This is a genomic window from Flavobacterium crocinum, from assembly GCF_003122385.1.
GTDB lineage: Bacteria > Bacteroidota > Bacteroidia > Flavobacteriales > Flavobacteriaceae > Flavobacterium > Flavobacterium crocinum.
In genome coordinates this window covers 5,297,032-5,314,223 of record NZ_CP029255.1, presented here as the reverse complement: position 1 = coordinate 5,314,223, position 17,192 = coordinate 5,297,032, and the positions used below count along the sequence as shown (strand labels likewise).

The 17,192-nt window shown below is 36.7% G+C and carries 5 protein-coding genes; all 5 read left to right on the top strand.

Features of this window, described 5'->3' with window-relative positions:
* Positions 1-367 precede the first annotated feature (367 nt).
* The 5 genes from HYN56_RS22470 to HYN56_RS22450 all read left to right on the top strand — a co-directional run bounded on the left by HYN56_RS22470 (position 368) and on the right by HYN56_RS22450 (position 16,898).
* Positions 368-13,411, top strand: a complete 13,044-nt coding sequence (locus tag HYN56_RS22470; protein WP_109194244.1) for a PKD domain-containing protein — start codon at positions 368-370, stop codon at positions 13,409-13,411.
* 65 nt (positions 13,412-13,476) lie between these two features.
* Positions 13,477-14,382, top strand: a complete 906-nt coding sequence (locus tag HYN56_RS22465) for a PorP/SprF family type IX secretion system membrane protein (RefSeq protein WP_109194243.1) — start codon at positions 13,477-13,479, stop codon at positions 14,380-14,382.
* A gap of 14 nt (positions 14,383-14,396) precedes the next feature.
* Positions 14,397-16,031 carry an OmpA family protein gene (locus HYN56_RS22460; RefSeq protein WP_109194242.1) on the top strand — a complete coding sequence of 545 codons (1,635 nt, stop codon included), beginning with the start codon at positions 14,397-14,399 and terminating at the stop codon, positions 16,029-16,031.
* A 188-nt stretch (positions 16,032-16,219) separates the two neighbouring features.
* Entirely contained in the window at positions 16,220-16,729 is a 510-nt protein-coding gene (locus tag HYN56_RS22455) for an ATP/GTP-binding protein (protein ID WP_109194241.1), read from the top strand.
* 10 nt (positions 16,730-16,739) lie between these two features.
* Positions 16,740-16,898 (top strand): hypothetical protein, encoded by a 159-nt coding sequence (locus HYN56_RS22450; RefSeq protein ID WP_240622617.1) that lies wholly within the window; start codon positions 16,740-16,742, stop codon positions 16,896-16,898.
* The last annotated feature ends 294 nt before the right edge of the window (positions 16,899-17,192 follow it).

Below are 17,192 nucleotides of genomic sequence, written 5' to 3'. Positions count from 1 at the left end.
GAAAATTTCAGTGCATTGATTAATTAATTTCGCCCGGAATTTATGCGGGCTAATGTAGTGAAATGACTATTTGAGAAGGAATATTTCTTTTTTACATTCTTCTCATTCGATATGAAAAAACGCATATTATTTTTTCACCTCAGTTTGAAATGGTGATTTTTTTGTCCCGAAATACAAGTTGGACATTTATAAGTTCGAATAATAATAAACTTTAATATATAGCAGGTCGGGGAAGTAAACAGAGCTTCCGATGACCTTAATTTGGTTTACTTGTCAATATCTGTTGCAAAGTGAATTTTTTAAGAATTTAAATAAAGAAAATTTAAAAGGAAACTTTTATAGAGGAATATTATTTTAAGATTAATTTATGGGAAAAAACTACTCGTCTAAACACAAAAAATCCAATTTTAATACTGTACTTTCTTGTTTTTTAGCACTGTTTGCTGTTCTTTTTTTTGATGAAAGCGCTTACTCACAGGATTGTTCTGTAAATGCCGGTATCAATAGTACAATTTGTGCGAATACGCCACTTGTTTTAAATGGTGTAGCGGGAGGTAATATTGTAAGTCATACGTGGACTCAGATAGCAGGTCCTTCAGTGGTGATTCAAAATCCAAATAGTGCCGTAACAAATGTTTTAGGTGCCGTTGGAGGAAATACTTATACCTTTCGTTTATCGGGCGTTTGCGCGATAGGAAGAACTTATCAGGATGTTAGTATCGTCGTAAATCCGATTACTATTGCCAAAGCAGGAAATAATATCCAAGGCTGTCCTGGTACTTATGCACTGTCTGCAAATGCTCCTTTGAATCCTGGAGAAACAGGACAATGGGTGAAAAGTGGTGCAGATAATGCAGGTGTAACCATAAGTAGTCCAAATTCTCCAAACTCAATGATAACAATGTCTCCAAGTGCTGCCGGTAGTACGCAGTTAACCTGGAGAATTAGTTCTTCTACTTGTTCATCATCTTCTACTATAACTGTAACCAACTATGGAGGAGAAGTTGTTGCCAATGCTGGTCCTGATCAAAATTTATCAGAATGTTATACAGCTACACAGTCTACGAGCTTAAATGCGTCAATAGGAGGAAACGGAACAGGAACGCAACAAGGAACCTGGTCGTTTGTATCAGGTCCTACTGTACCAACAATTACAAATGCTAATACTCCAAATGCAACAGTTTCGAATTTAACTCAGGGATCTTATGTCTTTAGATGGTTAGTTCAGGGACCATGTGCGGTTGGTTCTGACACAGTGACAATAAATGTACCGGCTGCAACACAAGATGTTACAACTGCCGGAGGAACAAATACTTCACAATCTTTTTGTGATAATACTATAACTTCAACAATTTTACAAGGGAATATACCTTTGTATGCGGGTGAAACAGTTGAATGGAGTACAAACTCAACTGCAACTATTGTTTCTCCTGATAAGCCAACTACACAAATAACGGGGTTAGATTTTAGCACTAATCAATCGTATACTTTTATCTATAAAATAAAAGGAAATAGTGCAGTCAATCCAAATTGTGAGACTCAATCTACTTTTACTGTAAATTATGTTAATAGTGCAACAAGTCTTACTTTAAATAATGGAGTAAATACTGTTGTTTTACCCGTTAACAATACTTCGGGAAGTGTCCTTATGAGTTATTCTGGTGGTAATGCTAACCAGGCTATATTTGTAAATGGTCCTGCACCGGCTACGGGAGGTTTTAATGGAAACAATTTTACTTTTTCAGGATTATCGCTCCCTGGAACTTATACATTTAGAGTAAGAAGATATACAAGCGGTAGTTTTGCTACTGGCTGTTCTGAGGCATTTGCAGATCTTAATGTTGTTGTTTCAAGAAGCCCGGAACCATCAAATGCAGGTACTACTGTTGCTTTGCTTTGTGGCATTACCACAACTCAATTATCAGGTAACAATCCAGCTTTGATGGCAACATCAGGTTTATCAGGTTACTGGTCACAAGTAAGTGGACCTAATACTGCCATTTTTGATAATATAAATAATTATAACCCTACTGTTAGTGGATTGGCTATAGGAGTGTATGTTTTTAGGTGGAACATCACAGGAGGAACAAATGCGGTGGATACTTTCAGTGAAACTTCTATCACGGTATCGGGGCCTCCTAGTGCAGATGCAGGAACAACACCTGTTACGGTATGTGCGGGTAGTTATTTCCTAAAAGCTGGTGCATTAGTAGATGGACAAACGGGACAATGGACGCAAGTTGGAGGTCCTTCGACTGCTTCAATTGTAAATCCGGCAAGTCCTCAAACTTATGTTAACGGAATGGCACCAGGCAGTTCGTATACTTTTAGATGGACTGTAACAAGTGCTGCAATAGATTGTGCTCCTGCATCTAGTGATGTTGTTATAAATACTACGTCTACATTTTCGCCTTCTCCTGCAGAAGCTGGAGCAGACAGATGCTTGCCTTCTGGAACAACTGCTGCTACATTATCCGCGACAGCACCTGCAGTAGGTACGGGAACCTGGACCCAGGCTTCGGGACCATCAATAGTTACTTTTAACGATCCTAATAGTCCTAATACAAATGTAACTGGACTGGTAGATGGAATTTATACATTTGAATGGACTACATCAGCTGATCCGGCATGTTCGGATTTTTCAGACAGAACAACTCTTACAATAGCAGCGACACCAACTTCTGTTGCCGGAGCTAATCAGGATATTTGTACAGATAGTTCTGGAAATAGTGTTACCATGAATGCAAACAACCTTACAACAGGTTTAACAGGAACATGGGTTCAGGTTTCCGGAAATAGTTTTTGGACCGTTTCTGATATTCATGATCCAAAAGCTGTATTTAGTAATTTAGCACCTGGAAATTACGTTTTTAAATGGGTCGTAAACAGAGGTACTTGTGATTCTGCTTCAAGTGAAGTGAGTTTTAAAGTAAGTTTACCACCAACTGTAGCAGTAGTAACAAACTCACCATTATCAGTTTGTACTACAACTGCAAACTTAACAGGAAACACAATAACAGCAGGAGTAGGAACCTGGTCGGTTGTTTCAGGACCAAATAATCCAACTTTTGCGAATGTAAATAATGGCACAACTACAGTTTCAGGACTTACAACTGGAACGTACGTGTTGAGATGGTCTAGTGTAAATGGACCGGCTTGTGCAACTTCAACTGATGATTTAACATTAAATGTATATGCTCCTGCAGATGCGGGACCAGATCAGATTCTTTGTGATGCATCTGAAATTATTTTGCAGGGAACAAAAGGATCTACAGGTACCTGGACTTTGGATTCTGGATCTGCAACAACAACAATTACACCAATTTCTTCTTCTACAGCGAGAGCCACAATTTTACCGGGAAATACATATACCTTTAGATATAGCATAGCAAGTTCAGGAAGTTGTGCCGCTACTAGTGATACTATGACCGTTACAAATAGTGCTTTACCTACAACACCTGATGCAGGAGTTGATCAGGATATCTGTTTATCAGCTGGTAATTCGATTGCTTTAAGTGGTAATTCAATTACTTCCGGATCGGGTATTTGGAGTAAAGTCAGTGGACCGGCAGGTGGTGCAATAGCTTCACCTACTTTAAGTACTACAAACGTTACCGGACTAACAGAAGGTGTCTATATTTTTAAATGGACAGCCAGCAATGGTACTTGTAATAATTTAAGTGATGTTGTTAGAATAAACGCTTACTCACCTCCAAGCCCAGCCGATGCGGGAGCAGATCAAAGTGCTTGTCAGTTAGCTACCCAGCTTGATGCAGTAGCTCCTACAAGAGGTATTGGAACATGGACATTAACAACTGATCCGTCTAATGGAGGAATTGTTATTGATAGTCCAAATAATCCAAAATCAACATTATCAATTGCTAACCCATATTTATTGCCGGTAGGAACATATACTTTTACCTGGACAGTAAGAAATGGATCTGTTTGTGCTGTAAGTACAGATACTGTAAATATTACCTTTACAGGAGCACCTCCAACACCTGCAAACGCAGGTCCTGACCAGAATTTATGTAATTCGACTACAGCAGTAATGAATGCTAATCCTGTTAATCCAGGAACGGGAACATGGACTCAGGTATCGGGGCCAACAACAGCTATTTTTTCTAATAGATTTAGCGCTCAGTCTACTGTATCAGCTTTGACAAATGGAACTTATGAGTTTAAATGGTCAAGTTCTAATGGTGGAGGCTGTAATTTAGAAGATACAATGCTGGTAACAATTAATCCGGCTATTGCAGCTGTAAATGCTGGTCCGGATCAAACACTGGGAGAATACGCAACTGTTACTATGGCTGCAACAAACCCTGCACCAAATACAGGTACGTGGTCATTTGTTTCAGGACCTAATACTCCTGTGATTATAGATGTAAATAGTCCTACTACACAAATTGCCGGAACTATTCCAGGTAAATATGTATTTAAATATACTGTTTCTAACGGCTCTTGTGCTGTTGATTCTGATACTGTAGAAATTACATTAATCGGTCAGACAGATTTGAGTTTGACTAAAACCGCTGATGTTATATCACCTAGAGTGGGAGATATTGTAACTTTTACGGTTGCTGTTACAAACAATGGAAACCGTGATGCAACCGGAATTGCAGTGAGAGATAATTTACCGGCTGGATTCACTTTAATTACAGGAAGTGTCTCTAATCAGGGTAATTATAATGCAGGAGGAAACGCAATAAACTGGTCTGGTTTATCAGTTTTAAATGGAGCTACTTTAAACTTAACTTATAAAGCCAGAGTAAATGCTGCGACGGGAGCAACTAATGAATACACCAATACAGCTCAAATAACAGCTAGTGATCAGGTTGATCCAGATTCAATACCAAATAATAATATTCCAACAGAAGATGATCAGGCTTCTCTAACTCTTACTCCAACACCAAGTGTTGATTTAGCGATAACGAAACAAATAAATAATGCTACACCAGACGTTGGAACGAATGTTCAGTTTACAATTCAAGTTGTAAATAACGGACCTAGTAATGCTACGAATGTAGTGGCAACTGATAACTTGCCAGCTGGTTATACCTGGATAAGCGATAGCAGTGCAGGAAGCTATAACAGAGTAACTGGCGCATGGACTATAGGGAATCTAGCAAATGGAGCCAGAGCTACCTTGACAATTACCGCCAGAGTAAATGCAACTGGAAGTTATGTTAATACAGCAACTGTAACGAGTACTGAAACGGATACTAATACTGCTAACAATACAAGTAGCGTTTCTAGTACTCCAAGAGCAATTGCAGATTTAAGTTTAACAAAAGTTGTAAGTGCAGGCCCATATAATGTTGGTAGTAATGTTACTTTTACGATAACGGTTAGAAATGCCGGACCAAGTGCTGCAACTTCTGTAAGTGTACTTGATTATTTACCTTCAGGTTATACTTATGTGAGCCATACAGGAACTACATATTCTAGCACTTCAGGTTCTTGGAATATAGGAACTATAAATAGTGGTGGTCAGGCAATATTAACAGTTACCGCTAGAATAAATGCAACCGGAGATTATAGAAATGTTGCAGAAATAGTTCACTCTAATGTATTTGATCCAGATTCAACACCTGGAAATAACAATCCAACAGAAGATGATCAACAGCAAGTTGTAATTACACCAGTTCAGTTAGCTGACTTAGAAGTTATTAAAACTGTAGATGTTACTGCTCCAAAAGTAGGAGATAATGTTAAGTTTAGAATTGCATTAAGAAATGTTGGGCCAAGTGATGCAACAGGAGTGATTGTAAATGACTTATTACCTACTGGTTATACTTTTGTAAGCTATACTTCGACTAATGGAGCTTATAATGCAACTAATGGAAATTGGACAATTTCAGGAAGTGTTGCAAATGGAAAAACAGAATATTTAGATATTACGGCTAAAGTAAATCCTATAACAGGAACAGCTAATGAATTTAGAAATACTGCAAGTGTAACAGCAAGTAATCAAACGGATCCAGTCCCTGCGAATAATACTTCAACGGTAACTACTGTTCCAACAGCTTTAATTAATTTATCACTAACTAAATCGGTAAATAATATTAGTCCGTTAGCGGAATCAAATGTGGTGTTTACTGTAAGAGTTTCAAATGCGGGACCAAGTAATGCTACAGGAGTGCAGGTTAGAGATTTACTTCCTAACGGATATACTTATGTTAGTTCGACAGTTTCAAACGGAACTTATGCCAATGGAACTGGATTATGGACTATTGGAACTATCGCAAACGGAGCTTCAGCAGTTTTAAATGTTACGGCTACAGTCAATGCAACAGGAAATTATACCAATGTTGCCGAAGTTATTAGTGCGAATGAAACAGATGTAAATTCGACACCAAATAATAATGTTTTAACAGAAGACGATCAAGATGAAATCACAATATCTCGTGGTCCATTAGTAGATTTAAGCTTAGTTAAAACAGTTAATAATAATACGCCTAATGTTAATGATATTGTAACCTTCAGGATTACGGTAAACAATGCTGGGCCAAGTGATGCAACAGGAGTTGTAGTTACAGATAAATTGCCTTCAGGATATTTATTTGTTAGTGCTGCTCCATCTGCCGGAAGTTATAATAATACACCAGGCTCATGGACAGTTGGAACTCTTGCAAACGGAGCAACAGCTACTTTAGATATTCAGGCTCGGGTATTGCCAACGGGTAATTATAATAACGTAGCAGAAGTTACGGGAGCTAATGAAGTAGATAGTAATTCTACTCCGGGAAATAATGACGCTACAGAGAATGATCAAAGCGAAGTTATTGTAACTCCTGTACAAATTGCTGATTTATCTGTGAATAAAATTGTTGATGTAACTGCTCCAAAAGTGGGCGATAATGTAGTGTTTACAATTGCAGTTTCAAATGCAGGACCAAGCAATGCTACTGGTGTTGTTATTAGAGATTTATTGCCTTCTGGTTATGAATTCGTAAATGCAGTTCCAACTGCAGGGATGTATAACAGAACAACAGGAGACTGGACAGTTTCAAGACCAATTATTGCAAATACTACTGAAACTATTCAGATAACTGCTAAAGTTCTTAAAAATGGCAGTTATGTAAATAATGCTGAGGTAATTGCAAGCGATCAGCAGGATCCGGATTCTACACCAAATGATGGAACCGGAGATGATTTTTCAACAGTAACAACTACACCTTCTGCATTAGTAAATCTTGCAGTTGTGAAAAGAATAAATAATGCAACTCCAGATGTAGGATCTACAGTGGTATTTACAATTGATGTTGTAAATAATGGGCCAAGTGATGCTACAAGTGTGGTTGTAAATGATAGATTACCTACTGGTTACGCTTTTGTAAGCGACGATGCAACAGGAAACTACGACAATGTCTCAGGAAACTGGATAATAGGTAACCTGGCAAGCGGAATAAAAAGAACTTTAAACATTACTGCTACTGTAAACCCAACAGGTAATTATCTTAATACTGCTACGGCAACAAGTACTGAAACGGATGGAAATCCTGCGGATAACACAAGTGAAGTTTCCAGTACTCCAAGAGCGATTTCTGATTTGAGCTTACTTAAAACAGTGGCAACTGCCTCTCCTAATGTTGGCGAAAATGCAGTATTTACCATTGTGGTAACCAATAATGGTCCAAGTAATGCGACAGGAATCGTAGTTACAGATCAATTACCATCAGGATATTCGTTTGTGAGTGCAACGCCTTCAGTAGGAACATTTGATAGTAATTCCGGAGGCTGGTCAGTAGGCAATTTAGCTAACAGCGCTAGTGCAACTTTAAGTATTACAGCTAGAGTATTAGCTACAGGAAATTATAACAATGTTGCTGAAGTAACAGGTGCTGATCAATTTGATCCGAACTCAATACCTGGAAATAATAATCCATTAGAAAATGATCAGAGTACTGTAGTGGTTACTCCGGTTAATGTATCAGATTTGGTTACAGTAAAAACGGTTTCGGCTGTCACTGTTGCAGGTATTTCTGCATCAAGACCAAATGAAGGTGATACTATTAGATACAGTATTGTGGTTACAAATAACGGTGGTCCTACTAGTGCTACAGGTGTTAGTTTAACAGATATTCTTCCTGCAGGTTTAACTTATGAAAGCCATACAGTAACTGCTGGAACTTATAACTATGCGTCTGGAGTATGGACTATTGGAAACCTGGCAGTTAATGGTACAGTTACCTTAGAAATTACAGCAAAAGTAAATGCGGGTACTAAAGGTTTAACTATTATCAATAGAACAACTGCGGCTAAAGGAGATCAAACAGATCCTACGACAGCTGGAGATGATTTAGAGGAAACAATTGTGGTTAGTTTACCACCAATTGCTACTAATGATATTAGTAATGGTAATACAACAAATCAGCCTTCAACTCCATTAAATATTCTAACAAATGATAGATTAGGAGATGGAACTTTAGCAACTCCTGCCAATACTATTGTTGATTTAAACCCTAGTACACCAGGAGTAGAAACAACAATTATAGTACCAGGAGAAGGAACTTGGAATTATGATCCAGCAACTGGTTTAATTGTATTTACACCAGAGGCAGGATTTACATCAGACCCAACGCCATTAGTTTATAAATTAACAGAAACACAAACGGGCTTAAGTGACACTGCGACTATAACAGTTACTTATGTGGCTCAGGCACCAATAGCCTATAACGATTTAAGCAGTGGAAATCCTGTAAATACAGCAGTAACAGTAAATCCATTAGCAAACAACGGTTCTGGAATAGATGCAGACCCGGATGGAACTATAGATCCTTCAACGGTTCGTTTGTTGAGTCCATCAGGAGCAACAGCTATCGTAACAGATTCAAAAGGAATTACAAGTTTTGATGTTCCAAATGAAGGAAAATGGAGTGTTAATCCGGTAACTGGTGCAATTACATTTACGCCACTGCCAACGTTCCATAAAGATCCAACGCCTATTCAATATAATGTAAAAGATAATGATGGCAATGTATCTAATAATGCAACAGTAACTATAGATTATGTACCAGTTGCAGCCAATGACAGAAATACAACACCGGGAACTCCAGGTTTACCAGTTACATTAAATGTTTCTGGAAACGATACAGCAGGAGATACAGTTAATGTATCGACAGTAGTATTAAATGCGTCAAGTGTTTTTGGAGGAATTCAGGTATCTCCTCAAGAAGTTTCTGTAGCAGGAGTTGGTAACTGGATAGCTGATGCTCTTGGAAATGTAACATTTACTCCGGAAGCAGGATACACAATTGACCCTCCGGTAATTAGCTATACAATAAGAGATAATCAAGGGAATAGTTCGAATACAGCTACTATCACAATAGATTATGCTCCAATCACTTCGCCTGATTTATCAATTGGAAATCCAATTAATACGCCGGTAGTTGTTGATGTTACAGCTAATGATACGACAGGAGATTTAGTTGATCCAACGACAGTAAGTTTGGTTAATCCTGGAAATGGAACCAACATTGTACAGGATCCAACGGGAGATATTACCAGCATCACAATTCCTGGAGAAGGAAGATGGAATGTAGATTTAGTAACCGGAAGAGTAACATTTACGCCAAATCCTGGTTTCATTACAGATCCGACTCCGATTAATTATACTATTAAAGATCACGAAGGCAATCTGTCTAATAATAGTTTGATTACTATTAGAGTGATACCTCAAGCTGATTTAGTAGTTACTAAAACAGATAATAAAGAGAAATATGTTCCTGGAACAAACAGTGTTTACACGATAACAGTTAAAAATAATGGTCCATCGACAGCTACAAATGTAGTGGTGTTGGATGATATTACAGATCCAATATTGGAAGCTGCGACAACATGGACAGCTGTTGGTACAGGAGGTACAATACTTTCAAATACAAATGGAACTGGAGATATAAATGCTGGTAACGCAACAATCAGCAGTATTAATGTAGGAGAAACAGTTACCTATACTGTAACAATTGCAGTTCCAAGTAACTATACTGGTCAGATTGTGAATACAGCAAGTGCAACATCGGCTGTTCAAGATCCTAATGTTAATAATAATTCTCAAACGGATATTGATACTGTAAATGCACTAGCAGAGATAGAACTTACCAAAGCAATTGCAACTGCAGCTCCTCATAGAATAGGAGATAATGTTGAGTTTTTAATCACAGCAGTAAACAATGGACCAAGTGATGCTACAGGAATAAACATTGTAGATAAACTGCCAAGTGGTTACACTTTAGTTAGTGCGACACCAAGCAGCGGAACTTATAATGCATCGAATGGTTTATGGAATTTAGGAGGTTTAACTAATACTTCTAATGCTACATTAACTGTGATTGCAAGAATTAATGCGACAGGAAATTATACAAATGTTGCTGAGGTTACTAAAGTAGATCAATTAGATCCAAATGGAGTTATCCACGGAAATAACACGCCTAACGAAATTGATCAGTCAGATGTAACTGTTGTTCCGGTTAAAATAGTTGATTTGGTTACCACAAAAACAGTTGATAAATCAAATCCAAATCAAGGCGACATTGTACAGTATACGATTACTGTTGTAAACAATGGTCCAAGCACAGCGACTGGAGTAAATCTAACAGATAATTTACCTGCAGGATTAGCTTATGTATCGCATGTAGCAACTGGAGGAACGATCAATACGTATGCTGGTGGACTTTGGAATATTGGAAATATCAACATTGGATCTTCTGCGACATTATTAATCAATGCAAGAGTTACTGCGGCAGGAACGGTTAGTCAAACGCCTATTGTAAATACAGTTACACCTGCAGCAGGAAATGAGTCGGATCCAACAACTGCTGGAGACGATTTAACAGAGCCAATTATTGTGACGAGTTCAGACTTAGTTACCGAAAAAACAGTAAGTAAATCAAACCCAAGCGAAGGCGAAACGATTACTTACAGTATTAGGGTTACGAATAACGGTCCAAGTGATGCAACGGGAGTTCGTTTAACCGATATTCTTCCAATTGGAGTTACTTACGTGAGCAACAATCAGGGAGCTGACTATAATTATGGTTCTGGTATCTGGACGATAGGTAATCTTGCAAACGGAGTAACCAAAGTTTTAGATATTAATGTTGTAATTAATTCCGGATCAGCAGGAAAAACGATTGTCAATACAACGACTGCTGCCAAAGGAGATCAATCAGATCCAACTACGGCTGGCGATGATTTAACAGAAACAATAATTGTTCAAAACGGTGCCGATGTCGTATTGAAGAAAGTAGTGAATAATAGTACACCTAACATTGGAGAAACGGTAACTTATACTGTGACGGTAACCAATAAAGGAACAACATTAGTAACGAACTTGGTAGTAAAAGATGATCTGCCAGCTGGTTTAACCTTTGTTTCAGCTACTCCAGGAAAAGGGGTATGGACAACTCCAAACTGGACAGTAGGTACATTACAACCGGGAGAAGAAGGATCTATCGAGATTAAAGCACTTGTTGGTTTAGATCAGGGAGGGAATGTATTAACCAATACAGTATCTAATACACAGGATCAGTTTGATACCAACAGAACTCCTGATGATCCTACTGAAACGATAACGGTTACGAATTTAGATTTAGCCGTTGTTAAAACAGTAAATAACGCGACACCGAATGAAGGTGAGGTTATTAGATATACTATCAGGGTAACAAACAATGGTGCTAGTGATGCAACCAATGTGAGTTTAGTAGATAAATTACCTGTAGGAGTTACTTATGTAAGTGATGTAGTTTCAGCAGGAAATTATAACAATGGTTCTGGATTATGGACAATTGGTAATTTGGTAAACGGTGCGGTTGCAACTCTTACAATTGATGCAAGAGTCAATACAGGAACTTATGGTACAACAATTACCAATACAACCAGTGCCGTAAAAGCGGATCAGGCAGATTCTAATCCGGCAAATAATATTGGTACTGTAGCAATTGTGCCAACGGCTTACATTGATTTGAGTTTATCAAAAGAAATTGTTGGAAATGTTACCAATCCAGCTGTAGGCGATGTAATCACTTTTGAAGTAAGAGTGATGAACGATGGACCTACAAAAGCAACAGGAGTAGAAGTAGTAGATTTAATTCCTTCCGGATATAAATTTATAACGTATAGTTCGACTATTGGAACATACAGCCCTTCAACAGGTCTTTGGAAAGTAGGTTTTGTAGAACCTGGAAACACAGCAGTTTTATTAGTAGATGTTAGAGTTCTGGATAATGGAAATTACATGAACTGTGCAGAGATTACAAAAGCCAACGAACCAGATATTGATTCTACTCCAGGTAATGGTAATGATTCAGAAGATGATTATGCTTGTGCTGCAGCAGCGCCTAATCAATCAGTGGACTTAGCTGTTGTTAAGACGATCTTGAAGAATACGATGAATCCAAAAGTAAATTCTGAGATTTCATTCGAGATTCAGTTAACAAACAATGGAGATATAGATGCAACAGGTGTTGTATTATCAGATATGCTTCCTTCTGGCTATACGTTCGTAAATTATAGTTCTACTAGAGGAGTTTATGATTATGTAACAGGAGACTGGAAAGTAGGTAAGATACTGAATGGAGAAACAGAGATTTTGATTGTTGACGTAATTGTTAACGAATCTGGAGATTATCAAAATTGTGCAAGTATAAAAGCAATGCACCAGACAGATATCAATCCGGCTAACAATCTAAGCTGTATTACGGCTGCACCAATAGCTCTCATAGATTTAGAATTGACTAAAGAAGCAGATATCTTAAAGCCAATTGCTGAAACTAATGTTGAATTTACGATAACATTATCAAACAAAGGACCTAGCAGAGGAACAGGTGTAGTAGTGAAAGATTTACTTCCGTCAGGATTTAAATTCTTAAGCGCTTCTACAACAATTGGAACTTACGATGCGGTTACAGGAATATGGAACGTTGGAAATATTGACATCAACGGAGTAGAAACATTAAAAGTAACAGCTTATGTGTTACCGGCAGGTGATTTCACCAATATTGCAGAAGTGATTGCGGCAAATGAAGTTGATATCGATTCTACTCCTGGAAATAATAAATTACAGGAAGACGATCAGGATGCTGTAACATTAGAGCCTACAGTTCCTTTAAACATCCCGGAAGGATTCACTCCAAACGGTGATGGTATAAATGATGTTTTTGAAATAGAACATTTACAAGTATTGTATCCAAACTTTAGTATGGAGATTGTAAATAGATATGGAAATCTTGTGTACAAATACAAACATAATGGAGACAAGTTTACAACGCCATTATGGTGGGATGGTCATTCAACAGGAAGACTTAATGTCTCTGGAGAGACGCTTCCAGCAGGAACTTATTTCTATACTATTCACTTCAACAACAACGAAAGAAAGCCACAAACAGGCTGGGTATATTTAAAAAAATAAAACTATTCTTTAAGGAGAGAAGAGGTTAAAAATCTTCTCTCCTTTCAAAAATTAAACTCATTTTTATGAAAAAAATTAAAATACTAATTGGATTTTTTGTTTTGATATTTTCCACTAGTACTGTTTTTGCTCAACAAGATCCTCAGTATACACAATACATGTATAACATGAACATTATAAACCCGGCTTATGCAGGTTCAAAAGGATTTACAAGTATCGGTATCCTAGGAAGAACGCAGTGGGTTGGAGTTGATGGTGCACCTCAAACAGCGACATTGTCTATCAATGGTCCTGTAGGAAAAAATGTGGGATTAGGATTCTCTGTTATTCACGATGAAATTGGACCTGTTAAAGAAGATAATGCATACGTTGATTTCTCCTATACTTTAAATCTTTCTGAAGAAGATAAATTGGCATTTGGTATTAAAGCCGGAGCAACTTTTTTGAATATTAGGGAATTTACGACAGTAGATCCGGATCCGTTAAACGCACCAATAAATCAGGTTGCACCTAACTTTGGTGTGGGTTTAATGTACTATAATGAGCGTTTTTATGCCGGTTTATCTGTGCCGAATTTTATCGAATCAAGATATTTGGACCAGAAAAACGGAATCTATTCGTCTGCTTCAGAAAAAGCACACATTTTCTTTACTTCAGGATATGTGTTTGATTTGGATGAAGACTTAAAATTGAAACCTTCTACTATGTTAAAAGCAGCGTCAGGAGCACCTCTTTCAGTTGATTTGTCTTTAAATTTATTAGTACAGGAAAAAGTAGAGTTTGGACTTTCAATGAGATTAGATGACTCTGTAAGCGCTATGGTGGGTTACAATATAAGTCAGGATATGAGAATTGGATATGCTTATGATTATACGACTTCTAATTATGGAGTGTTTAATTCAGGTTCTCATGAGATTATGATACTATTTGATTTGTACAAGAAAAAAATAAAAAGTCCTCGTTTCTTCTAGATAAAAAATAAGATATGAAAAAAATTACTTTAATTATAGTATTGTTATTTGGAGCTGGCGTTTATTCTCAAAATTACAATATCAAAAATATAGAAGCCAATACTAAATACTCTGATTTTGGCGTAACCTATTATGGTGAAAACACGGCAATTTATGCGTCATCAAAAAAGACCAAACAGTCCAGAAATAAAAAATGGTATTTAAACAATCAGCCTTTTTTAGATTTATATAAAGCGACTGTAACCAATACAGGTGAATTTACAGGATCAGAATTGTTTTCAAAAGACCTGAATACTAAAATGCATGAATCTAATGTAACCTTTACAAAAGATTTAAAAACAGTTTATTTTTCAAGAGATAATTACAATAGCAAAAAATATAAGACCGATGATAAAGGATGGGTTTTAATTCAATTGTATAAAGCGGATATCGATGCTGAAGGGAATTGGAAAAATATAACAAAACTGCCATTCAACAGCGATCAGTTTGATACGGGACATCCTTCATTAAATTCTAATGATACTAAATTGTATTTTGCATCAAACAGACCAGGTTCATTGGGACTTACAGATATTTGGGCAGTAGATATCAATAAAGATGGAACTTATGGCGAACCTTATAATTTAGGACCGCAGGTAAATACCGTAAAAAGCGAAATGTTTCCTCACATCGATGCTGATGATGTACTTTATTACTCTTCAAATGGTAAAAAAGATGGAAATGGCGGTTTAGATATCTATGCTATAGAAATTCAAAATAAAAAAGGAGTAGGAGAAGCAGTTAACTTAGGTTTTCCAATAAACAGTGCAAAAGACGATTTCTCTTTAGTTTTCCAAAACGGAAAAAAAACAGGTCACTTTTCTTCTAACAGAGAAGGCGGAAAAGGAGACGATGATATCTACTTTTTCGAAGAATTAGTTAGTCCAATTGCTGCAAAATGTAAGCAGTTCGTTCAAGGGACTGTTCGTGAAAAAGAATCTCAAGCACTTTTGCCTGGAGCTTTAGTAACTCTATATGATGCAAAAGGAGATAAAGTTGAAAGCACAATTGCAGATCAATTTGCTGTTTTTAATTTTAAAGTAAATTGTGATTCTTCGTACAAAGTAACCGCTGTTAAAGATTACTATGATATGGACGAAAAGACTTTTGCCTCATCAAACGAAGCCAATTTGGAGCTCGCGCTTAATCTGGATTTAACTTCTGGTGAATTTGTTTATGTAAGAGGTAAACTAATGGTTAAAATTAAACCAATATATTTTGACTTAGATAAGTCGTTTATTCGACCTGATGCACAGATTGAACTTGAGCGAGTAGTAAGAATTATGGAGAAATATCCAAAACTTAAAATTAATTTAGGTTCACATACAGATAGTAGAGCACATGATGATTACAACTGGTCTCTGTCTAACAGAAGAGCAAGGTCAACTAAAAACTGGATTGTTAGACAGGGAATTGATCCGGCTAGAATCAAAGCTGAAGGTTTTGGTGAAACGGAATTGGTCAATAAATGTTCAAACGGTGTAAATTGCTCAGAAGAAGATCACCAATTAAACAGAAGAACCGAATTTGTTATCGTGAATCCTGAAGTCATAAAAGAAGTTGACGGTGCAGTAGATTTGGTTTCTACAAAAAGTAACGATATACGTTAATCAAAGCTATACAATAATTAAAAAGTCTATTTCATTGCGAAATAGACTTTTTTGTTTTTTGCATGTACTCTGAAAGTATGAATCAGTTTCTTGGATGTTCATGTATTTATTCTTTTAAATGTTTAAAATTATTATGTTTTAGTTAATTTTAGAGATAATAATTTACTTGTCTTAATTATATCAATGATATGAGAATAGCAATACTAGGAGCACATTTAGTAGGTAAGACTACATTAGCAGAAAAACTACAAGAATCTTTTTCTAATTACGAGCTTTATCCGGAGCCTTATTTTGAAATGCAGGAAATGGGTTTTGCTTTTTCTGAAACACCAACTGCAGATGATTATATGTCGCAGTTAGACTATTCTTTAAAACAAATTCTGAGAAGTGATAAAAATGCTATTTTCGACCGTTGTCCGCTTGATCTTTTAGCTTATGCTTTAGCAGTTGATGATTCCGTAAATTTTCAGTCAGTGTTTAATAAAATTCAAGACGCGATTAATAAAATTGATGTTTTTGTGTTTGTTCCAATTGAAGATCGCGATAGAATTTCATGCTCAGACTCGAATTTACCCGAGCTTAGATATTACGTTAATGATATTATTATTGAACTAATTAATGATTTCGATTTAAAGGTGATTGAGGTTAAAGGGGATCTATCTCAAAGACTGAATAAGATTGAAAATAGAATAAAGTAATTAATATTATATGTTTTTTATTATAAGGAAGGACGAAAGTTTTGTGAACTACTACGGAATAGACGAACTAATGGTAACAAGCCCAATCTTTGATCATCAGGCAAAACTAAAAGGAATTCAAATCACAAAAGAAGCTATCGATAACTTAAACGAAAGTATACATATATAAGAGTAGATTCTATTCCCACAACCCGACAGTTTTTCAAAACCTGTCGGGTTTGTTTTTTATACGTATATATAATAGTGTAATTCCAATTTTCGGTAGAGACGCACCGCAGTGCGTCTAATGCGTATAAAGGACATGAAAGACAGATGAGATTTAAGAGATTGTAAATTGGAATTTGGAATTTGGAATTTGGAGTTTGGAGTTTGGAGTTTCAGGATTTGGGATTTAAATTTTGAGGAGCAATTTCCCGCTATCCGCTGCAATCTTTTTATGGTGAACCCCACCACAAAAAGGATT